The organism is Nostoc sp., from assembly GCF_036917775.1.
Taxonomy (GTDB): domain Bacteria; phylum Cyanobacteriota; class Cyanobacteriia; order Cyanobacteriales; family Nostocaceae; genus Nostoc.
The window spans coordinates 24,650-45,213 of the sequence record NZ_JBALEQ010000102.1 but is presented as its reverse complement, the minus strand read 5'-3'; the positions used below and the strand labels follow the sequence as shown (position 1 = coordinate 45,213).

General features: G+C 40.7%; 15 protein-coding genes and 1 other RNA gene. 8 read left to right on the top strand and 8 right to left on the bottom strand.

Annotated elements, in window-relative coordinates; all coding sequences use genetic code 11:
- Positions 1–71 precede the first annotated feature (71 nt).
- A complete protein-coding gene (locus tag V7K69_RS21115) occupies positions 72–7,151 on the bottom strand; it encodes an AAA family ATPase (protein WP_335037868.1) in 7,080 nt (2,359 codons plus the stop codon).
- Positions 7,152–7,332: 181 nt separating this feature from the next.
- On the opposite strand from V7K69_RS21115, the gene V7K69_RS21110 reads away from it, so the two are divergent.
- From V7K69_RS21110 to pstS, 3 genes are all read left to right on the top strand, one after another.
- Positions 7,333–8,073 (top strand): cytochrome c biogenesis protein CcdA, encoded by a 741-nt coding sequence (locus tag V7K69_RS21110; RefSeq protein ID WP_335037865.1) that lies wholly within the window; start codon positions 7,333–7,335, stop codon positions 8,071–8,073.
- A 29-nt stretch (positions 8,074–8,102) separates the two neighbouring features.
- A complete protein-coding gene (locus V7K69_RS21105) occupies positions 8,103–9,500 on the top strand; it encodes a cytochrome c biogenesis protein (protein WP_335037863.1) in 1,398 nt (465 codons plus the stop codon).
- Between the two features lie 178 nt (positions 9,501–9,678).
- Complete coding sequence (gene pstS / locus V7K69_RS21100; protein ID WP_335037860.1) at positions 9,679–10,755, top strand: phosphate ABC transporter substrate-binding protein PstS; 1,077 nt, start codon at positions 9,679–9,681, stop codon at positions 10,753–10,755.
- Positions 10,756–10,949: 194 nt separating this feature from the next.
- On the opposite strand, the gene queF is transcribed toward pstS, so the two are convergent.
- The 5 genes from queF to V7K69_RS21075 form a co-directional block, all read right to left on the bottom strand.
- Positions 10,950–11,348 carry a preQ(1) synthase gene (gene queF, locus V7K69_RS21095; protein WP_114085358.1) on the bottom strand — a complete coding sequence of 133 codons (399 nt, stop codon included), beginning with the start codon at positions 11,346–11,348 and terminating at the stop codon, positions 10,950–10,952.
- An 89-nt stretch (positions 11,349–11,437) separates the two neighbouring features.
- Positions 11,438–11,836 carry a hypothetical protein gene (locus tag V7K69_RS21090; protein WP_335037858.1) on the bottom strand — a complete coding sequence of 133 codons (399 nt, stop codon included), beginning with the start codon at positions 11,834–11,836 and terminating at the stop codon, positions 11,438–11,440.
- Between the two features lie 160 nt (positions 11,837–11,996).
- Complete coding sequence (locus V7K69_RS21085) at positions 11,997–12,380, bottom strand: phasin family protein (RefSeq protein ID WP_114085360.1); 384 nt, start codon at positions 12,378–12,380, stop codon at positions 11,997–11,999.
- A gap of 25 nt (positions 12,381–12,405) precedes the next feature.
- Positions 12,406–12,502, bottom strand: an RNA gene (gene ffs / locus V7K69_RS21080) — signal recognition particle sRNA small type.
- Positions 12,503–12,539: 37 nt separating this feature from the next.
- Positions 12,540–12,806 carry a YciI family protein gene (locus V7K69_RS21075; protein WP_012412163.1) on the bottom strand — a complete coding sequence of 89 codons (267 nt, stop codon included), beginning with the start codon at positions 12,804–12,806 and terminating at the stop codon, positions 12,540–12,542.
- 111 nt (positions 12,807–12,917) lie between these two features.
- Between V7K69_RS21075 and pip the strand changes: the two genes are divergently transcribed.
- The 3 genes from pip to V7K69_RS21060 all read left to right on the top strand — a co-directional run bounded on the left by pip (position 12,918) and on the right by V7K69_RS21060 (position 15,527).
- Positions 12,918–13,856, top strand: a complete 939-nt coding sequence (pip, locus tag V7K69_RS21070) for a prolyl aminopeptidase (RefSeq protein ID WP_335037853.1) — start codon at positions 12,918–12,920, stop codon at positions 13,854–13,856.
- Positions 13,857–14,005: 149 nt separating this feature from the next.
- On the top strand, positions 14,006–14,638 hold the full coding sequence (locus tag V7K69_RS21065) for a DUF4232 domain-containing protein (protein ID WP_335037851.1): 633 nt from the start codon (positions 14,006–14,008) through the stop codon (positions 14,636–14,638).
- 97 nt (positions 14,639–14,735) lie between these two features.
- Positions 14,736–15,527, top strand: coding sequence for a GH25 family lysozyme (locus V7K69_RS21060; RefSeq protein WP_335037849.1), 792 nt, complete (start codon positions 14,736–14,738; stop codon positions 15,525–15,527).
- A 302-nt stretch (positions 15,528–15,829) separates the two neighbouring features.
- Here the strand turns inward: V7K69_RS21060 and V7K69_RS21055 are convergent, their stop codons facing one another.
- On the bottom strand, positions 15,830–16,279 hold the full coding sequence (locus V7K69_RS21055; protein ID WP_335037847.1) for an NUDIX hydrolase: 450 nt from the start codon (positions 16,277–16,279) through the stop codon (positions 15,830–15,832).
- Between the two features lie 603 nt (positions 16,280–16,882).
- A complete protein-coding gene (locus V7K69_RS21050) occupies positions 16,883–17,854 on the bottom strand; it encodes an RsmB/NOP family class I SAM-dependent RNA methyltransferase (RefSeq protein WP_335037845.1) in 972 nt (323 codons plus the stop codon).
- A 175-nt stretch (positions 17,855–18,029) separates the two neighbouring features.
- On the opposite strand from V7K69_RS21050, the gene V7K69_RS21045 reads away from it, so the two are divergent.
- Together V7K69_RS21045 and V7K69_RS21040 are read left to right on the top strand one after the other, a co-directional pair.
- A complete protein-coding gene (locus V7K69_RS21045; RefSeq protein WP_335037842.1) occupies positions 18,030–19,445 on the top strand; it encodes a DUF2157 domain-containing protein in 1,416 nt (471 codons plus the stop codon).
- A gap of 177 nt (positions 19,446–19,622) precedes the next feature.
- Positions 19,623–20,333, top strand: coding sequence for a GDYXXLXY domain-containing protein (locus tag V7K69_RS21040; RefSeq protein WP_335037840.1), 711 nt, complete (start codon positions 19,623–19,625; stop codon positions 20,331–20,333).
- The last annotated feature ends 231 nt before the right edge of the window (positions 20,334–20,564 follow it).

Sequence of the window (20,564 nt, the reverse complement as noted above, 5' to 3'; positions counted from 1 at the left end):
CAAGCTTTTAATTAATGATCTGATCGCCTTCAATACTGCTCGGTTAAACTTTAACCTTTTCCCTTTCCCCCTTAACCGACAAGTATGGCGATCGCCTTTACCAATTCTTCTGGATCTACAGGTTTGGAAATATGCTGTTGAAATCCAACTGCGATCGCTTGCTGAGAATCCATCTCTCCAGCATAGGCAGTTAAAGCGATCGCGGGAATTGTTCCACCTTGCTCTGGTTTTAGACTCCTGATCTGTCGCATCAGCATATAACCATCCATTTCTGGCATCCCAATATCGCTAATAATCAAATTTGGTTGGGATTGACTCAGTGCAGTTAAAGCTGCAATGGCTGAGGCTACAGCTGTCACCGTTGCCCCATATTGCTCCAGCATGAAAGGTAAAAATTCTCGCATATCTGCATCATCATCGACCACAAGGATCTTTAGACCAGATAAAGGTAAGGATTGATCTGGCAGAAGTGAGGAGGTATTTATTTTATCTTTGATTCCTTTACTTTCATTTTGTAAACATGGAAGTCGGACGGTGAAAGTGGCTCCTTTTTCTTCACCCAGGCTTTCTACTTGCACAGTTCCCCCGTGAAGTTCTACAAGATGCCGGACGATCGCTAATCCTAAACCTAAACCGCCAAATTTCCGGGTTGTGGCCCCATCTGCTTGACGGAAATAATCAAAAACATAAGGTAAGAAATCAGGTGCAATCCCTTTCCCTGTGTCAGTTACGCAGATTTGTACCTGTGAGCCAACCTGCGCTAATTTAATTTTTACCTCTCCTCCACTAGGAGTAAACTTAATGGCATTGGAAAGAATATTCCAAATGACTTGTTGCAATCGATTGCCATCACCTAAAACTGGGCCGACACCAGATTCAATAATTGTCTGAATCTGAATGGATTTAGCCTGTGCTGATAAACGCACTGTTTCGATCGCAGCTTCAATGATTGATACCAAATTAATGGGGCCGAAGTTGAGGTTAAGTTTACCCTGAAGGATGCGGGAAACATCAAGCAAATCTTCAATCAATTGGGTTTGTAACTTGGCGTTGCGCTCAATGGTTTCGAGGGCGCGATCGCTTGTTGCTTGATCAAGTTTGCGACTCCGCATCAGCTTTGTCCAACCCAGAATCGGGTTAAGCGGGGTTCTCAGTTCATGGGATAGCACGGCTAAAAATTCATCTTTGATGCGGTTTGCTGATTCAGCAGCGTTTCGCGCCGTTCGTTCGGCTTCGTAAAGGTGGGCGCGAGCGATCGCTTGGGCGCATTGTTGAGCAACAGCCAAGATAAATGCTTGATCTTCTTCACTAAGTTCTTGAAGTTGGAGAAATCCTAAAGTTATACCTCCAACTGCTGAACCCTCTACCATCAATGGAATAGAAATCCAGGCATCAATGTCATATTGGGCGTAAGCTTCAGCTAGATGAGGGTAACGAGCTATTCTATTTTGTTTCGATTCAGCCCAAATAGGTTGTCCAGTCCGCACAGCTTCGGCTAAAGGCGAAGGTGAATCAATAGGAAAATGCCGCCAAGCATCTACCAAATCTTGCTTATAGCCAACCGCCCGCACAATTTCTAGTTCAGTCTTGTTTTCATTTAGTAAGGCGACGAGGGCAGAATTGGCTTTTAAGGCAGCCATGCTTTGCTCTACAATAACTTCAGATACTTGGGTTGGTGTCAGCGATTCTGAAAGTGCAGCCGTGATGGATTGGAGACGGGCAATGCGCTCTAAGGCTTGCTCTGCGGTTTTTTGTGCTTGCTGTGCTTCTTGGTAAAGGCGGGCATTATCGATGGCGATCGCCGCTCGATGGGCAATATCTTCAGCTAGTGACAAGTCAGATGTGCTGTAACGACGTTCTGATTCTGCTGTAAAAAAGGAAATTGCACCAAAAATTCTTTCACGTGCCATCAAGGGCAACATTATACAGGACTTTAAACCGATTTCACGTATAATCCTTAGATGTTCTACATCTTGGATGCCTTTTGCTAATAGTGCATCTGAGATTTCAGTTACCATTTCAGGAATTCCTGTACGCAGTACTTTAGGCACGCCTCCTGGTTCATCCAACTTTCTCGGATAATGCTGATGAAGTTGCCAACCGAGTTTAACTTTCTCTGGATCTCGGTGAGCAACTGCTACCCGATTAATTGATTGGTTGTCTAGTAGCAGATCAACGCTGCACCAATCGGCGAAGTAAGGCACAACTAAGTTTGCCACACTTGCTAGCGTGTTTTCGTAATCGAGGGAAGAAGCGAGGGTTGCACTGACTTGAGCTAAAAATGCTGTTCGTTGCTGATCGGCTTCTGCTTCCTGTCGCGCAGTTTGCTCTTGAATCAGTTGGATACGTTCGGCTTCAGCTTGTTTGCGATCGGTGATATCAAGTACAACGCCACTCATGTGTGTAGCTTTACCTGCTTCGTTGAAAAAGGCTTTTCCCCGGCAGGCTAGGTAGCGAATACTGCCGTCGTCTCGAATAATTCGATATTCTAAATCATGCTCTACGCCTTCGTTAATCGCTCGGCTCAACGATTGAGCCAGCAATGGCCTATCATCTGGATGCAGACGAGCTAAAATGGCTTCAGAATTTGCAACAAAAGTTTCAGGGGTTAACCCAAATAGTTGATAAACCTGCTCATCCCAGTCAAACAAATCATTGGCAATATCCCAACTCCAAACACCAATTTTGCCAGATTTTAATGCCAGGTTAAGCTGTTCTTGGCTATTCTCTAAACCTTGATAAAGACGAGCATTTTCTAGAGAAATAGCAATTTGAACTGTCAAAATCTCTAGTACGGAAAGTTTTTCCTGTGTAAAGGCGCTGGGGATAAGATTGTTTTCTAAATATAAAATACCAAGTAATTTCGACTGACGTGCGATCGGTAAACAAAGTACTGATTTAGGTTGTTTTTGGATTACATATTCATCTCCAGAAAACATATTTTGCTCATTAGCATTCTGCAAAATCACTGTTTCTTGAGTTCGCTGAACATAATTTAGCATTGATTGCGGAATAACTTGTGAAATTTCGCCATCAAATACAGGTCGAGAAACATTGAGCTTTTCAGCCTGGGGATTAACCTTAGCTTCTACTTCTATTAGCAGATTTTGCTCGTGTTCAAGCAACAAATAACCGATTTCCGCCCCTGCTTGCTCGATGACAATTTGCATTAATGTCTTCAACAACCGCGAAAAAACAATTTCACCAGATATGCTTTGAGAGGCTTTAACTACTGATAAAAAGTCTAAATGCTCCCCTGTGGTGATAAATGTTCCGTTAGAAGTAAGTTGTGGTTGTGGCAATAACTGAGGATAGAATTCTTCTAAGTGCTTAACTTTAGCAGATGCCTCCCAGCGCACATAAGCATTTTTCGCTTCTTGCAAGTAGGTTTTGGCAATTAAATCAAACTCTCGTTCCAAGTAAAACTTAGCACCTAGCTCATTAGCCAAAGCTTCATATTGCACAAATCCCTGCTCACGGGCTGAAGCAATTGATTGCTCATATAAGCGCATTGCTTCCAAATCTCGACCTTGAATTCGAGCTATTTCAGCAGCTACTAATTGAGACTTGTGTAAGAAGTTTTCAGGGCAGTGATTAGCCCAGTATTGCAATTGTTGTTGATGGGATTTTAAAGTTAGTAAAAACTGTTCTTGCTCTTGAAAAGATACGGTGGGGTAAAGAGCTGTTAAAGTCAGTGAGTAATATAAAATATAATCTGTTTCAATGGGTAATGCCAGTGTCGTAACGGGAAAATTGGATAATTTTACTGCATAATTTAGTGCTTCTGCATATTCTCTATAAGTAAAAAGGATAATTAATTTGATAATGTGATAAAAAATAATTCCACTGACAAAACCTGCATCAGTAATAATAGATAAAGCGTAGGATTCATCAAATTCATCATTACTTAGAGTCAAAGTTTGGTGAGTGAGTCCGCGCAGATTCATCAGCAACATCTGCTGTAGTCTGATTGTCTGATAGACAGCCTCATGTTTAGACTGGAGGGCAAATACGATGTATTTATCTAAAGATTTATATGTATCTGAAAGTGGAGAGCCTAATTGGATAATTTGCCATGAGCCTTGATAACCATTGTAGTTTGCCATCGTCACATCACCAGCTTCCACACAGCCAATAAATCCCCGTTCTAAAAAGGGAATATCGGTAGCAATGTGGTTACGCCAAACGTTAATATGGCTTCCATGAATGTGTAGAACAACTCCTCTAAGTTTCAAGTCGTGAAACTTTTCATTTAATTGAATTGTCATCTCAGAAAATGCGTAGCCTGTAGGAATATCATGGAAGATAGAAACCAACAACATCGCATACATACTGTAAGCAAAACAGGAATCTGCCGTATTCCCAAACTTGAGTGAGTAGTTAACTGCTTTAAGTACAACTAAAGGAAAGAGATGAGGTCTACCAAGATAAGTAGGCGGGCCCAAAGTCGTCAACAGACTAATTACTGTTTTAATATTGGGGTCTTCAATTACTAAAGCATTAATTAAATCAGAGACTTGTCTGTTATCTAGATTAGTTGATATGTCGTTTTTTTCAATTGCGATCGCAGCTTGCACTTCCTCATTTGTATCAGGGAATGTCACCTCAAAAAGTTTTAAAGCTTTTAATCCTAATGTCAATGCCTCTTCATATCTACCCGCGACTTGATAGAGTCTGATTTGCAGCATGAAAATATTAGATTTATCTACATGAGATTCTGTTTTAAGCAATAGTAACTCAAATAATTGTTCCGCTTGTTCTAAATTCCCGGTTAAGAATTCACATTCAGCTAGTTCTCTAAATAAAGTAAATGTTTGTTCATATTGCTCTATCCAGGCATTTTCAGCTAAAAGATTCATAGCAACTTTAAAAAGTCTTTTAGCAGGAGTGTAGGCTGTAGATGCTTTTGCTTTCTTAGCAGCGATTAAATTCAATCTTAGCAATTCATCTTTTTCTGTCTGTTCAATAATCAGATTAACCGCGAGATTTAGTTGATTGACTAAATCAAAAATTTGCTCGTTTACTTGTTCATGACTAGAATTTTTCAGTAAAAGTCGCCCAATTGTCAGATGAACTAACGACTTTGATTCATCAGCAATTAAGGAGTATGCAGCTTGTTGAACTCGGTCATGATAAAAACGATAGTTTCTGCCAGTTGTTTCATCTGACTCTATGGGGATAATTAATCCTCTTAAAATTGTTTCAAGAAGGGCATTTGCTGTTTCTTTAATAGATTGTTCACCAACGATCGCTAAAACTTCTAGATCAAAGCGATTACCAATACAGGAGGCTAATTTAAGCACTTCTTGAGTTGCGGCTGGTAGCTTTTGCATCCGCCCAATCATCAAGTTGACAATATTATCTGTAATACCTTGGGCTTCAATCTGAGCTAGATCCCATTGCCAAATCCGATATTGGGGGTTAAAATTCAGCAGATTTTCTTGATGCAGTGTTTTCAGAAATTCATTGACAAAGAAAGGATTACCATCAGTTTTTTGGATAATCAATTGAGCAAGAGGTTCTACTCGTTCTGCTGAACTATGCAATGTATCAGCAATCAATTGATTTACATAAACAAGATTTAAGGGAGTAAGAATAATTTCAGTTTTTCTTACTCCCTGCTGGCAAATCTTCTCCATCATTAAACTAAAGGGATGCACAACATCTACTTCATTATCTCGATAGGCTAAAATAAAGCAGAGATAATGGATACTAGACCCAGTAATGACGGTTTGAATTAAATTTAAAGTAGCACTGTCTGCCCACTGCATATCATCTAAAAAAACAGTGAGTGGATGATCCTTTTGCGAAAATACACTGATAAAATTCTGAAACACTAAATTAAATCGATTTTGAGATTCAGCAGGCCCCAACTCTGGTATAGGTGGCTGTTCGCCAACGATTAATTCAACTTCTGGAATTACATCGGTGATTAATCTACCATTGTTCCCTAATGCTGCTTGTATTCGCTTTTTCCAATTGGCAAGTTGCTCTTCTGGCTCAGTTAAAATTTGTCTAACAAGTGTTTTAAAAGCTTGAACAATGGTGGAGTAAGGAATATCTCGTTTGTACTGATCAAATTTACCAGAGATAAAAACTCCACGTTCTCGCACAATCGGCTTGTGAATCTCCTTAACTAAAGAAGATTTACCAATTCCAGCATAGCCAGAGACGAGGACAATTTCTGGTTTTCCTTGGGTAACAACTCGCTCAAATGCTTGGAGAAGCTTGGCAAGTTCTTGTTCTCGCCCATACAATTTTTGGGGAATTTGAAAGCGCTCTGAGATATCTTGCTCACCTAAAACAAAGGATTGAATTTCTCCAGTTGTCTCCAATTGCTTTAAGCATCGTTCCAGATCAAATTGCAAACCTAAAGCGCTTTGATATCTCTGTTCTGCAACCTTCGACAACAATTTGATAATGATGTCACAGAGTATTTGGGGAATATCATGGTTGAGCTTTTTCGGAGATGGCGGAGATTGAGCAATATGACAATGCACCCACTCTAAGGGGTCTTTGCCTTGAAATGGTAGCTGACCTGTCAGCATCTCATAAAAGGTGACTCCCAGTGAATACAAATCGCTACGATGGTCAATCCCTCGATTCATCCGCCCAGTTTGTTCAGGTGAGAGATAAGGTAAACTGCCTTCAATGCGACTGGAACTGCTAACAATTTGCTGCTGGTATGGAATGAAAGCAGCAATTCCAAAATCGGCAATTTTAACCTGACTGGTGTCGATATTAACTAAGATATTTTGCGGCTTAATATCTTTGTGGACAATGTTATGAGTGTGAATTTGTGCGAGTTTGCTGGTGATTTCAATAGCAATTTTTAAGAATGAAACAGGTTCTTGAAATTGGTCTAGTAACTGATCGAGCGATCGCGCCTCAAAATCCTCCATAATCAAATAAGGGATTCCCTGGTGCATCTCTAAGGCGTAAACCTTGACTGCGGCGGCAATATTTAACCTTTGAGCGATCGCATACTCATGTTTGAGTTGTTCAATATTATTGGGTGTACACTGTTCTGGACGCAACCCTTTGATAATTACCGGACACTGGTCTTTAACCTTGATTCCACGGTATATGACTGCTTTTACCCCTGCTTTTAACAAAGTGACAATTTTAAATCCGGGTAATGCAATCATCATGCTAAATGCTCCAGCAGTGCTTCTTCCGAGATAATTCGAGCTTAATTGTATTTTAGATACATTTCTTTGGGCAGATGAAATTTAGATGATATCAGGTTCAGATAATCAGTTATCCTGACTCTACAGACAAAAATAAGCTACAATTCAAGCAGAGTAAGCATTTCCCGCTCAGAAACTCCCCATGCTTGATAACCTGCAAACCCAAATTTACCAACTAGAACAATTTGCCAACAGCCTCGTTTCTAACCAACTGGCACACCTTAGCGTGGTCAGTGTTGGTATCATCTTTGGCGCTGGCTTGCTCACCAGTCTTACACCCTGTATGCTTTCTATGCTGCCAATTACCATTGGTTATATCGGTGGTTATGAAGCCAAAAACCGCTTGCAAGCAGCTGCCCAATCAACTTGGTTTGCTTTAGGATTAGCAACTACATTAGCCGGGATGGGTGTAATAGCAGCTTTAGTAGGAAAAGTCTACGGTCAAGTGGGAATTGGTTTGCCGATTATCGTCAGCATTATCGCCATTCTGATGGGGCTGAACTTACTAGAAGCACTACCTCTACAATTTCCATCCTTGGGCGAAACGAATTGGATTTCCCAAGATTTACCTATAGGATTGCGTTCTTATTTACTGGGGCTGACTTTTGGCTTAGTTGCATCTCCTTGTAGCACGCCTGTTTTAGCCAGCTTGCTGGGTTGGATTGCCAATACTCAAGACTTAATTTTAGGCGCTGTTTTGCTGCTTTCTTACACAGCTGGTTATGTAGCACCATTGATTTTGGCAGGTACTTTTACAGCTTCAATTAAAAAATTACTTGAATTGCGTCGCTGGTCTGGTTGGATTAACCCAGTGAGCGGGGCGCTGTTGGTAGGATTCGGTGTGTTTTCCTTAATTTCTCGGATTCCCCTTGGCAGTTTTTAATATCAATACTTTGTTAGATTTTACACGTAATGACTTTAGAAGATTCCGCGTCCAAAGAATCAAAATGGTGGGCAATACCTGGTAAGTACTTACAGCAAGAGCTTTTGCCTGTACTGACTAACTTACGACTAGCGATCGCACTACTGCTGTTGATTGCAATCTTTAGTTCCACCGGTACTGTCATTGAACAAGGTCAGCCACCCGCGTTTTATCAGGCTAACTACCCAGAACATCCAGCTTTATTTGGTTTCTTAACTTGGAAAGTAATTCAGGTAGTTGGCTTAGACCATGTATATCGTACCTGGTGGTTTCTGGCATTACTCATCTTATTTGGCACTAGCTTAACTGCTTGTTCTTTTACCCGTCAGTTACCAGCTTTAAAAGCTGCCCAGCGCTGGAAATATTATGAAGAACCACGGCAATTTCAAAAATTAGCTTTAAGTGCAGAACTAGATAATGGTTCTCTAAATTCTCTCAGCCAACTATTACAGAAACGCCGTTATAAAATTTTTCCAGATCAAGAAAAAGAAAATATCCTCTATGCCCGTAAAGGAATAATCGGACGCATCGGCCCAATTATCGTTCATATTGGTATCGTCGCTATTCTGCTAGGGGGAATTTGGGGGGCAATGACTGGGTTTATGGCACAGGAAATGATTGCCAGTGGTGATACATTTCAAGTGACAAATATTGTCGATGCTGGCCCTTTAGCTGCCCAAGTTTCGAAAGATTGGTCTGTCCGCGTTAATCGTTTTTGGATTGACTACACTTCATCTGGCGGCATCGATCAATTTTATTCCGATATGTCTGTTTTAAATAAGCAGGGAGAGGAAGTTGACCACAAAAAGATTTTTGTTAACGAGCCTCTGCGCTATCGGGGCATAACCTTCTACCAAACTGATTGGGGAATTGCAGGTGTTCGCGTCCAATTTAACAACAGCCCGATTTTTCAATTACCAATGGCGCTATTGAACACCAAAGGACAAGGGCGTATTTGGGGTACGTGGGTTCCTACTAAACCGGATTTGAGTGAGGGTGTCTCTTTACTAGCCAAAGACTTGCAAGGGATGGTATTAATTTATGATCCCAAGGGGAAATTAGTTGATACTGTCCGCGCTGGGATGTCAACCGAAGTCAATGGCGTGAAGTTGAAAATTCTGGATGTTATTGGCAGCACTGGCTTACAAATTAAAGCCGATCCAGGCATACCAATTGTTTACTCAGGATTTGGTTTACTAATGTTGGGTGTGGTGATGAGTTACTTTTCTCATTCACAAATATGGGCATTGCAAAAAGATGATCTCTTATATGTTGGTGGCAAAACTAACCGCGCCCAAGTTGCTTTTGAACAAGAGGTTTTAGAAATTTTAGATCGGCTGAGTTCCCAGCCAAAAGGTGAGGAGAAAGAAAAGGCGATTGAAGTTTAAACGCAGAGGGGCGCAAAGGAAATCGCAGAGGAACGCAGAGAATTGCTTTGCGTACCTTTGCGTTAACCTCTGCGCCCTTTGCGTTTCAAAGTTATTTACAATTAATTACGCCACTTCCACGGCTACATATTGGGAAATTACTAGAGGTATTTATTAAACATTGGAACAAAAGATTTCTATGTCTGCTCAACTTCAATCCAAGGGACGTATTTACCTTCTACCGTTAATCGCCATCTTGTTGAATATTGCTTCTTGCACTGCCAATAATCGTAACATCAACCGTGTTTCTCTCGTTGGTGCTGGGGCAAGTTTTCCTGCGCCTTTGTACGAACGCTGGCTTTCAGATTACAACCAGCAAAATCCCAATGTGGAAATTAACTATCAAGCTATAGGAAGCAGCGCTGGAGTGCAACAGCTGATTGAAGGTACTGTAGACTTTGCAGCTAGTGATGTGGGAATTACGAATGAACAAGCAGCTAAGATAAAAAGGGGAGTGATTGCTTTGCCTATGACTGCTGGTTCTATAGTGCTAGCTTACAACCTCACACCCACCGGCCAGTCACCTCCAGTCAATCTGCCAAATGGTTTAAAGCTATCACGCCAAGTTTATGTAGATATCTTTCTCGGAAAAATTACAAATTGGAATCATCCGAGAATAGCTGTTGCTAATCCAGGGGTAAATTTGCCCAATCTACCGATTCAGGTTGTACACCGCACTGATGGTAGTGGAACTACAAGTGTGTTGACGCAACATCTAAGTGCTATAAGTCCAGAATGGAAAAGCAAAGTTGCAGCAGGTAAAGCTGTCGCATGGCCAGTGGGAATTGGTGGAAAAGGCAACGAAGGTGTTACCGCCTTAGTTCAACAGATCCCCGGAGCTATTGGCTATGTAGAATACATCTATGCTAAACAAAATAAACTTCCTGTGGCTGCTTTGGAAAATAAATTTGGTAATTATATTACGCCAACACCAGAATCTGTAGCTCAAACCTTGGAGTCAGTGAAATTACCCGCCGATAACTTGATTGCTTTTATCAACGATCCTACAGGTTCCCAGTGTTATCCCATTGTTACTTACAGCTGGCTCTTAACTTATCAGCAATATCCCAACCAAGTCAAAGGTGAAGCGCTGAAAAAATTTATTGATTGGGCTTTGATTGAGGGGCAAAAATCCAGTTTGGAACTCGGATATATTCCTTTATCTAAACAAGTTGTGCTTCAAGTACAATCTGCTGCAAACAGAATTGCAAAATAACGAGTTTTTAGTTTAGATCGTGTCCGCTTAATCAATCTGAGTAAAAATGTTCGTGTTCACTACAAACCAAAATTTGCGTTGCTGATTGCGGTATGAAAAATAATTTTGCGTAATTTCAGAATCCTTGTAGAGATGTTGCATTACAACCTCTCTACATCCAGATTCATATCCCCATTCAGCAATACCCAAAGTTTTTATGATGGGTATTTGTGATGACGCACCTCAACCACAGTATGTACATTGCCGCGAGGTGTAAAATCTGCTTTTACAGTGGCTTCTAAAGGATCACAAGCAGCCACAAAATCATCCAAAATTTGGTTGGCAGATTCTTCGTGGGAAATATAGCGATCGCGGTAACTGTTAATGTAAAGTTTAAGCGCCTTCAATTCTACTACCCGTTCATCAGGTATATATGTAACGTAAATTGTCGCAAAGTCAGGATAGCCAGAAAACGGACATTTACAAGTAAATTCCGGCAAAGTAATATTAATGTCATATCGTCTCCCCACACGCGGATTTGGAAAGGTAATTAATTTACCTTCCGCAATATCGCGTTCACCATACTTCATTTCAGGGAATTTGTCAGTTGTCATTTGTCATTTGTCATTGGTTATTTTACTTATCTTTACGTTTTTTTATTAATTTTGTACAGACAAAGATTTTTCGCGTCTCTACTTCCCCCTCAATACTCTTCCTTCTCCCAGTCTGGACAATTCTCATCTTCACAACCGTGGGGGTGCATGGCACAAACTAACAAATTACCACTATAAACTTGACCGTGGTAATGAGTACAGCCGATGCAGGCAGGATTTTTTTCAGCTGTAGGTTCAACTGAATAAGGAAAACCTGGATCTGCATCTGCTACCATGTCTTCCAGTTCCCAGTAAGCCTCCAACATTGGTTCAGCTAAATCCTGTAAATATTGATCGACTTCAGTAACAATATTAGGGACTTGCTCAGTAATTTCTTCCGTTAGCTCAAAAAAAGCGTCAACCATTTCACTCATTCCCAGGAAGAAACGCTCTACTTCATCGGCCACTGTTTCAACGATTTCTGCTAAATCCTTCTGCCACTGTTCCATAAACTTGACACCCTTGCAGGCTATAAACAGGACGCTTTGTGTTATCTGGGTGGAAGCACTAGAATACACACTAGGCAATGTATCTTATCAAGTTTCTATATGAAGTGCCATGTCAAAGTGCCACTTATTGCCAGTTATATCGAGTAAAAAATACTTTTTATTAATCGCGTTGCAATCGTTTTAACTCGTTTTGCAGATCTAACACTTCTTGACGCAATTTATCCACATTCTCATCACTTGATCCCTCTTTCACCGTTGGTTCTTCATCTTCCTCTAAAATTTCAATCCGGCGAGGTTCCGAAGGCGGTGTTTTCTCGGAGGTTTCAGCAGATGGTTGGGCTTGTTGGGCTTGCTTCATCATTTCTTCAACAAAGCGGCGGGCTTCTTCTGTGTTCATTTCGCCCTTTGCCACCATTTCATCTGCCAGTTTTTGGACTTGCGATCGCACTTGGGCTAATTTCCCCCCTGCTTTCTCACCTGCGTAAGAAGCTAATCCAACACCGAGGTAAAAAGCTTTTTGAACAATATCTCCAAAACCAGCCATTGTTGCTGACCGCTCCTAAAAATAGGGCGACCCGGAGACTACGCCTACCACAAGCCTCCCGTGTTGCTGCTACCTTCCGGTTCTGACAAGATTTGGGTGTTGCGATCGCATAGATCCAGGTCTTCTAAAAGCATAACATGAAAAACCAGTAAGTGTGTGTTATTCCATAACAATTCGCCATTCGTAAAGTTGATAGTTGACGCAGCCGTGTTTTACCAGCGGGTCATCAGCGACAATTGCTTCTGCTTCCTCCTTAGAGGCTGCCTCAAACAGCAACATTCCGCCTCTTTGTTCTGCCCAATAGCCTGTTCGTGCTTTGTGTCCTTTGGCAATCAAGTCCTGGATGTAAGCTTTGTGGGCAGGTACATATTGGTCAAAGGTAGGTTTATCGACTTTCCCTTCTTCAATTTTGACAAACCACGGCATTTACTTGCGACCTCTCATAATAATTTTGGATTTTGGATTTTGGATTGGGAATAATCAAAGCTCCTAAAGGCAAGCGATCGCAATCACAACATTACTGATAAAATTTCTAGAATGCGAGAACTTTACCCAGCGATCGAGCCTTATCTAGAAGGTAGTTTACAGGTTTCCGACCTACATACAATTCATTTTGAAGAGTCAGGAAACCCCCAAGGCCAACCCATCGTTTTGCTGCATGGTGGGCCTGGTGGTGGATGTCCACCTTTTTATCGGCAATATTTCCACCCAGAAAAATGGCGGATAGTGATGTTTGACCAACGTGGTTGTGGTCAAAGTACACCCCATGCTGAGTTACGAGAAAATACCACTTGGGATTTAGTCAGTGATATCGAAAAACTGCGCCAACACTTAGGTATAGAAAAGTGGGCGGTTTTCGGTGGTAGTTGGGGTAGCACTTTATCATTAGCCTACAGCCAAAGCCATCCTTCTCGCTGCACGGCATTAATTCTCCGTGGTATTTTTATGCTGAGGCAAAAAGAGTTGCGATGGTTTTACCAAGAGGGTGCTAGCTATATTTTTCCTGATGCTTGGGAAGCTTATGTCGAACCAATTCCCATAGATGAACGTGATGATCTGATAGCAGCATATTACAAACGCTTGACCAGTCCCGATTTAGAAATTCAATTAGCAGCGGCGCGTGCTTGGTCAATTTGGGAAGCTAGTACCAGTAGACTTTTTTTAGACCCAGAACTTATGCAAAAGTTTGGCGAGAGCGAATTTGCTTCAGCTTTCGCACGCATTGAATGCCATTACTTTATGAATAAGGGCTTTCTTGAAACAGAAGATCAATTACTCTTAAATGTAGACCGTATCCGCCGTATTCCATCTGTAATTGTTCAAGGACGCTACGATGTAGTCTGCCCAATGATATCAGCTTGGGAATTACATCGAGCTTGGCCAGAAGCAGAATTTATAGTGGTTTCTGATGCCGGACATTCGATGAGTGAAATAGGAATTCGTAGTGCTTTGATTGAAGCAACAGATAATATTTAATTAGGTTGAATATTGAGCTTGTGGCACGGGGAAGTTCGCTAAGAAAGGGGATGTAAGACCAAACCCCCAACAAAGCAATCCCTTGTAAAATGGGAAACTTACACTATATGTAAAGCATCAGTGTAAGTAGTTCACTACAAAAAAGAGATATGCGAATTCTAATTATGGAAAGCAGTATGTTGTTGCTCCTAACTGCGGTGACAACAGGCTGTGTCAGTTCTCCCTCTGTTACAAAACAGCCACAAGCCTTGCCAGCAAGCACTGAGCAGCCGACGAAAGAAGCTGTGTTGAACTCAACACCTACATCGGCTGCAAAAACTACAGACAGTTCTACCCCTGAATCCACTATTTCTAAGAATCCGACGCGCTGTGAAACTAGTCAATTGTCAGTGCGCCGAGTCTCCGAAGATGCTGGCGTTGGCAATGTTGCTCTCACCTACGCCTTCACCAATAACGCCTCATCCTCTTGCACCCTCTACGGTTATCCGGGATTGGCACTACTGGATGCAAAAGATCAACCTTTGCAGGGAATTAAAGTTATTCGCTCCAAAGACACTTACTTTTCGAGTCAGCAACCTCGACAACAAGTAACTCTAGCTCCTGGAAAACAAGCCTCATTTCAAGTAGCATACAATCACATTAGTTCGCCGCAAGAAAACTGCCCAATTTCTAATAAGATTGAAATCACGCCTCCGAATGCTTATCAGCACCTTACCGTCACAGAAGAAATTAAGCCTTGTAGAGGCAAAGTCAGAGTGACCCCAGTCCGAGCAGTCTTGTAAATTTATGTAATTTACTAAAAAATCTCAAAATAGCATAAATTTAATTAGAGCCTCTGATAAGTCCAGTATTGTACTGTTCAAAAAGGTTAAGGATTTTATGCTAGGAATTGATGTTGCCGATCAAGACGGCAGAGTAGATTGGACAGCTGTAAAAAACTCTGGTAAAACCTTCGCGTTTGTCAAAGCCACAGAAGGAGTTAGCATTAAAGACTCTGCTTTTGCTCATCACTGGCAGACGATGAAAACGGTTGGTATTATTCGGGGTGCTTATCATTTCTTTCATCCCCATACATCTGACCCGGTTCAGCAAGCGCAGGAATTCTTAAAAACCTTGGGGAAATTAGAACCAGGAGACTTACCACCAGTTCTGGATGTCGAGGTAACTGACAAAGTAAATAGCCAAGCTGTAATTAGTGCAGCTAAACTGTGGTTAGCAGAGGTGGAAAAAGCCCTTTTGCAACAAACGAAAAAAGCAATTAAACCAATTATTTATACCTTCCCCAGTTTCTGGACAGAACTTGGCAATCCATCTGATTTTGCGAGTTATCCATTATGGATTGCCCACTACGGAACCCAGAACCCAAGTATTCCTGGTGCTTGGCAAGGGCAATACCTAATCCATCAATATGAAGGTGATATCTCTGGTGTCGCTGGTGTTAGTGGTCGAGCCGATTTGAATAGATTTAATGGTTTACAGCTAGGAGATTCTGGGCTTAGGGTCAAACAACTACAACAGCAATTAAAAGATATTGGATTATATACTGATGCCATTGATGGGAAGTTTTCTGAGTCAGTTAAGAATGCAATTGTTAGTTTCCAAACATCTAAGAAATTGCAAGCTGATGGAATTGTCGGTATAAAAACTTGGGTAGCTTTGCTGTGGATTTAGAATGGATAAGCTTACTCAATAAATAGACCTATATTCAGCATAAAATTGATGCAAAGATAGGTGATGCCTTACATCTAATATTTAATTATTTTGATTAGCAAGTGCAGTTGTTTTAAATATTTAGCTACTTATTGAAAGTCCCTGACTTTGCTTCGAAGGCTTTTCAATAAGTAGCTAGGTATAAATAAATTAAAGTTTGTAGTAAGAACTTTAGTTTTAGTAAAACTTGCTATTAACAATGAATTGCTGACTACGAAATAGAATTTTTGACGTATTTAATTATACTTATTTAGTATGTATTTCTATATCTGACTAGTATCTTGAAATGCACAAAAGTGAGATTTGACCTGGAAAAAACCTTTAAGAATTCGTTTAAGTGAACTAAATTTAACCCACCTGATAGCTGTAGTCACTTCTACCCACTGCCGTTTTCTTTTACTTGCTTCTGGATAATCTTCACTCAGCATCTCAACTGGTAACAAATACATCTTGACACGATAACTTTTGCCTCCTTTGCGGTACTTGTAAGTGCCCAGTTCATTGGTGTCTACCTGCCCAATCACCCCTGCTTCTTCCCAAGCTTCTTTGGCTGCTGAAGCGGGCGGACTCATGCCATTAGGAATATCTCCTTTTGGAATCACCCAGTGTTGAAAGTTACGGGTGGTGATTAGCAAGATTTCAACTTTGCCATTGTTCACTCTATAAGGAATCACCCCAGACTGTTTAAACACTTTGCTGACTTTTCGACTCATGTAATTTGCATCCTGTACGGTTTAGCTTTTTTGTATAATCTTTATTTCAAAAAGTTTAACGCTGATACCGGATAAGTTTTGGTTAAATTTAGATTAGGACAAGGTTAACATTTTTTTATTATCCATAAGAGTTAATTATTGAAAGTTTTTTATTAATCTCGTCATCTCGTTTTTAGGTAGAACTTAGAAATTTTGAAAGAGTAATTGGGCAGGAATAAATCAAACTATGTTACAGAATATAAAATTAATTAAATTGGCTTGTAGTGAGCAGTTTTAACTGTGACTACACACCTTCAATTATTCATACCCACTTATTTAAATCTGCTGCTTAGACAACAGACGGAACCTAAATTGGCGTTCAAGAGACGCGATGAATCGCCGTCTCTACAATAATTAGTCTTTCGTCTTGACGGCGATTTATCGCGTCTTTGCGATCTAACATTTTTATCAAAAAACCTTAACCGAACTTTATTTATATATGTGGTCTTAATATAAAGTCAATTCACTTAAAAAGTGTACTCCTGATGGCTGATTGACAAATGCAGCCCTCTTACAAACATCACATCTTCTAGTTTAATGCCATAAGATATATCACCAATGTAATTAACTTGACTTTTTCAGATTTTGGTAGATATACAGTGAAGATATTGCATTTAAATCTAGTTCTTTCTGCTCATCTTGATTTTCATTAGTATTTTTAAATAGAACTGTAAACGCACCAGCACCTAACCTATCTTGAGGAAACATCCGATAACAAGGTATTGTAGTTAAATGCGACTGATATTTTGTTAAATTACTAATTTCCATCGCCTGAAACTGGGGAAAGCGTTCCAAAAACCATTCGCAAACTTGCTCATTCTCTTCAGGTGAATATGTGCAAGTCATATAAGCTAAATAACCTTGTGGTGAGACAAGTTTAGCAGAGTTAGCTATAATCCGCTTTTGGCGATTTGCGCTCTTGTTAATAGCAGTTGGGTGAAAACATCCGGGTGCTTTTTCACCTTTAGCCAGTAAAGATTGCCCAGTACAAGGAGCATCTACTATTACTAGGTTGCTAGAGTGGGGGAAGATTTCGGCAAATATACTCGAATCTCTATTAACTACTGCACTAGGGCTAATCTGGCAACGTTTCAAATTAGAAATTAGCATCCCTAGACGTTTACCAATTACTTCATTACTGATGAGTAATTCAGGTTGTAAAGCTTTCCAAGCGAAAATACTTTTACCTCCTGGTGCGGCACACATATCAAAAACTAAATGCACTGACTGAGGAATTGCTAACAAAGTAGTAGCTGCAAATACTGAAGAGAAATCTAAACAATAGAAATATCCTTGTTGATGTAAGGGATGCTGACCGGGTTTTTCTCCCAAGCATAAACGGTCAGTAAATTGTGGTTGCCAATAAGTTGGTGTTTCTACGGCTAAAGGTGAAATATCTGGCTTTTCTTTACACCAAAGAATACTGGGTGAAAAAGGCTGAGGATTCATTAAAGCCTGAATAAATTTTTCTTGTTCATCTAGATTAGTGAACAAACGCCGTGAGACTTTAAGTAATAAATTAGAAGGTTTTTCCATCTGGATTATTAATTACGAATTAGGAATTAGGAATTAGGAATTAGGTTGTATCAAAATCCAAATCAAACTGTTACACAAGAACAATGTAATCAAGCCTTTTGGCTTCATACTCAAAATATAATGACCGCCATTCAGAACGCAATGGCCAAGCTACCCCACTGCACCGGAGAAGGTCATGTTCTTAGATAGTTTTCCGCAAAAGTTACGCAAAGAAGCACAATTATGGAGGGATGAAGGATTAATTAGTTCTTCGCTGTATGAGCAAATAGCAGAACGTTATCAATTTAAAAACCTGGAAGCTGCTGTACGCGATCGCAATAAAGCGATCGCGATCGCTGTAGGCAGCATCCTTTTATGCTTAGGCATAATTACCTTTGTATCAGGAAACTGGCAGGGAGGTTCGCGGGAAGTCAAATTTATTCTGATGATGAGTTTGTTTTTTGCGATCGCGATTACCGGTTTTTACAATTGGATAACACCTGAAGGAAAGAAGCCGCAAAAAAGTAAACGCTTACTGGGAGAAGGGTTGCTCATTTTAAGCGCCTTCATTTTCGGCGCAAATATACTACTGATGGCCCAGATGTTTAATATCGCCGGTTCAACTTCCCAACTTTTTCTCGCCTGGGGGTTGGGTGTTGTGGTGATGGCCTTCAGTTTATCCATAAATTCTTTAGGAATTCTGTCAATTGTCCTCGTGGAAATCGGGTATTGGACGGGATTAGAAGACTTATGGTACGCAACAGGAGAGTTAACTTGGTCGCGGTTAGTGGTACAGCATTTGCCTTTGTTAGCATGGCTAGTGTTTGTCCCCTTAGCCTACTTCTGCCGATCGCGGTGGATTTTTGGTCTAGCAGCCTTTGTTTTCGCTAGTTCGCTACAAGCTAACCTTAATCCTCTGCCACTGCTGAATAATGCTGATATAGCGCCTTGGGTGGCATCTTTTGCTTTTGCACTCCCACCTGCATTATTCTGGAGTTATGATGATCTGCTGTTTCCAACCATAAATTACAGATTGTTTCAATCTCTGGCCCGTAATTTAGCGTTGGTGAGCTTTGGTGGTGTGTTTTATGTTCTGTCTTTTCGTTGGGTTTGGGAATCTGCAAATTATGGTTATAATCAGCCAACGAACTTGACAAACTTGTTCCAGTCTCTGCCGATCATCGATTTGGGGATTCTCAGTGGCTTGGCGGTATTGCAATGGTTATTTCTACTGCGTCAAAGAAATAATCCTCCGCGCCGCGAAGTGATTTTCACAACTGCTGTTATTGGTACTTTTCTTGCCTTTATTGCCATAGTACCTTTTTGGCATCAAACTATCAGTCGGATTGATGAACTTGGTGTTTTTATTTTCAATGTACTTCTAGCAACATTAGCATGGGGACTAATTCAAGAAGGATTGAAATTAAGCAACAGAAGTTCCTTTTGGGGCGGTATGCTGTTAGTGACACTGCAAATTATCAGTCGCGTGCAAGAGTACGACACCGACTTACTTTTTAAGTCTCTAGTCTTTATCCTGTGCGGTTCCGCTTTAATTAGCGCTGGACTCTGGTTTGAACGCCGTTTACCTGGTGGTAGTGCAAGTAAAAAGTAGTTAGAGTTTTAGATTTTGAATTTTAAATTTTGGATTGAATAAAAAATCTAAAGTCTAAAATCTAAAATCCAAAATTCAGAATTCTCTGTGCATCAAAATTTTTAAAGTTTCTCTGCGTTAGTCCTAATCTCGTTACTTTTGACCTCCTCAATTCCTCTGCTTTTTAGGACTACGCTCATGACTAATAGTTCTTCTGAATCTAAAAATAAAACCTTGTCTCCCGAAGCCGAGTTCTCCAGTAAGGTGACTTTTCGGGATTACTTGATTGCTACTGAACAAAAATCGAATAAGCCCTTACCTTTTTGGCGGTTACTAGCTCCCCTAGCGCTGCAAACAGGGTTAATTATGGCAGTACCAGCCCAAGCCGTTTATACAGATGTGACAGGTAAAACGGTGATTTTGCAAACCGTACCTGTAGACCCGAACAATGTACTAGACGGTAATACCTTAGCGCTAGATTACAACATATCCCGTCCCACAAATTTGAGTAGATTACCTGGTTGGCAAACAATTGTCAGCAAAGGTCGTGGAAGCGGCAGAAGATTGCCTGAAGGAACCAATATCTACGTGACTTTGCAAGAGCAACTATCCTATGGTAATGGTGTTCCTAGAGCTTGGAGACCGTTACGAGTCAGTAGGGAGCGCCCAACATCTTTAAGAGCCAATCAGGTAGCCCTAAAAGGTGTTTATCAGGATGGTTCCGTTAACTACGGTTTGGAAACCTATTACATCCCAGAAAACCAACGCCAGCAGATTAGCAACGATTTGCGAACCCAACGCGCCCGCAGAGGACAAGTACCCCCCATTGTGGTGAAAGCGAAAGTAGATCCACAAGGTAAGGCAGTTCCAGTTAGTATGTGGGTGCGCGATCGCAACTATCGCTTTTAAGCTGTTAGGCAAATAAACAGTGCATATTTACACCACGCCAAGTTTGTCTTTGAAATTCTGAGCGCCGACTTCCGACGCTCAAAATTTTCTGTTTTTGATTAGACATTTTGTGAGGAAGAATATAGAGACGTAGCATTACTACGTCTCTACAAAGGTTCTAGATAAAGCATATTTAATTTCACCAGATGTCTTAATATATCGCCTACATTTAGAATGAAATAGCCCTCGATG

Excerpts from the sequence above, each read along its gene's own strand:
- V7K69_RS21115 (WP_335037868.1), bottom strand. The coding sequence starts at position 7,151 with ATGATGATTGCATTACCCGGATTTAAAATTGTCACTTTGTTAAAAGCA.
- V7K69_RS21110 (WP_335037865.1), top strand. The coding sequence starts at position 7,333 with ATGCTTGATAACCTGCAAACCCAAATTTACCAACTAGAACAATTTGCC.
- V7K69_RS21105 (WP_335037863.1), top strand. The coding sequence starts at position 8,103 with ATGACTTTAGAAGATTCCGCGTCCAAAGAATCAAAATGGTGGGCAATA.
- pstS (WP_335037860.1), top strand. The coding sequence starts at position 9,679 with ATGTCTGCTCAACTTCAATCCAAGGGACGTATTTACCTTCTACCGTTA.
- queF (WP_114085358.1), bottom strand. The coding sequence starts at position 11,348 with ATGACAACTGACAAATTCCCTGAAATGAAGTATGGTGAACGCGATATT.
- V7K69_RS21090 (WP_335037858.1), bottom strand. The coding sequence starts at position 11,836 with ATGGAACAGTGGCAGAAGGATTTAGCAGAAATCGTTGAAACAGTGGCC.
- V7K69_RS21085 (WP_114085360.1), bottom strand. The coding sequence starts at position 12,380 with ATGGCTGGTTTTGGAGATATTGTTCAAAAAGCTTTTTACCTCGGTGTT.
- V7K69_RS21075 (WP_012412163.1), bottom strand. The coding sequence starts at position 12,806 with ATGCCGTGGTTTGTCAAAATTGAAGAAGGGAAAGTCGATAAACCTACC.
- pip (WP_335037853.1), top strand. The coding sequence starts at position 12,918 with ATGCGAGAACTTTACCCAGCGATCGAGCCTTATCTAGAAGGTAGTTTA.
- V7K69_RS21065 (WP_335037851.1), top strand. The coding sequence starts at position 14,006 with ATGCGAATTCTAATTATGGAAAGCAGTATGTTGTTGCTCCTAACTGCG.
- V7K69_RS21060 (WP_335037849.1), top strand. The coding sequence starts at position 14,736 with ATGCTAGGAATTGATGTTGCCGATCAAGACGGCAGAGTAGATTGGACA.
- V7K69_RS21055 (WP_335037847.1), bottom strand. The coding sequence starts at position 16,279 with ATGAGTCGAAAAGTCAGCAAAGTGTTTAAACAGTCTGGGGTGATTCCT.
- V7K69_RS21050 (WP_335037845.1), bottom strand. The coding sequence starts at position 17,854 with ATGGAAAAACCTTCTAATTTATTACTTAAAGTCTCACGGCGTTTGTTC.
- V7K69_RS21045 (WP_335037842.1), top strand. The coding sequence starts at position 18,030 with ATGTTCTTAGATAGTTTTCCGCAAAAGTTACGCAAAGAAGCACAATTA.
- V7K69_RS21040 (WP_335037840.1), top strand. The coding sequence starts at position 19,623 with ATGACTAATAGTTCTTCTGAATCTAAAAATAAAACCTTGTCTCCCGAA.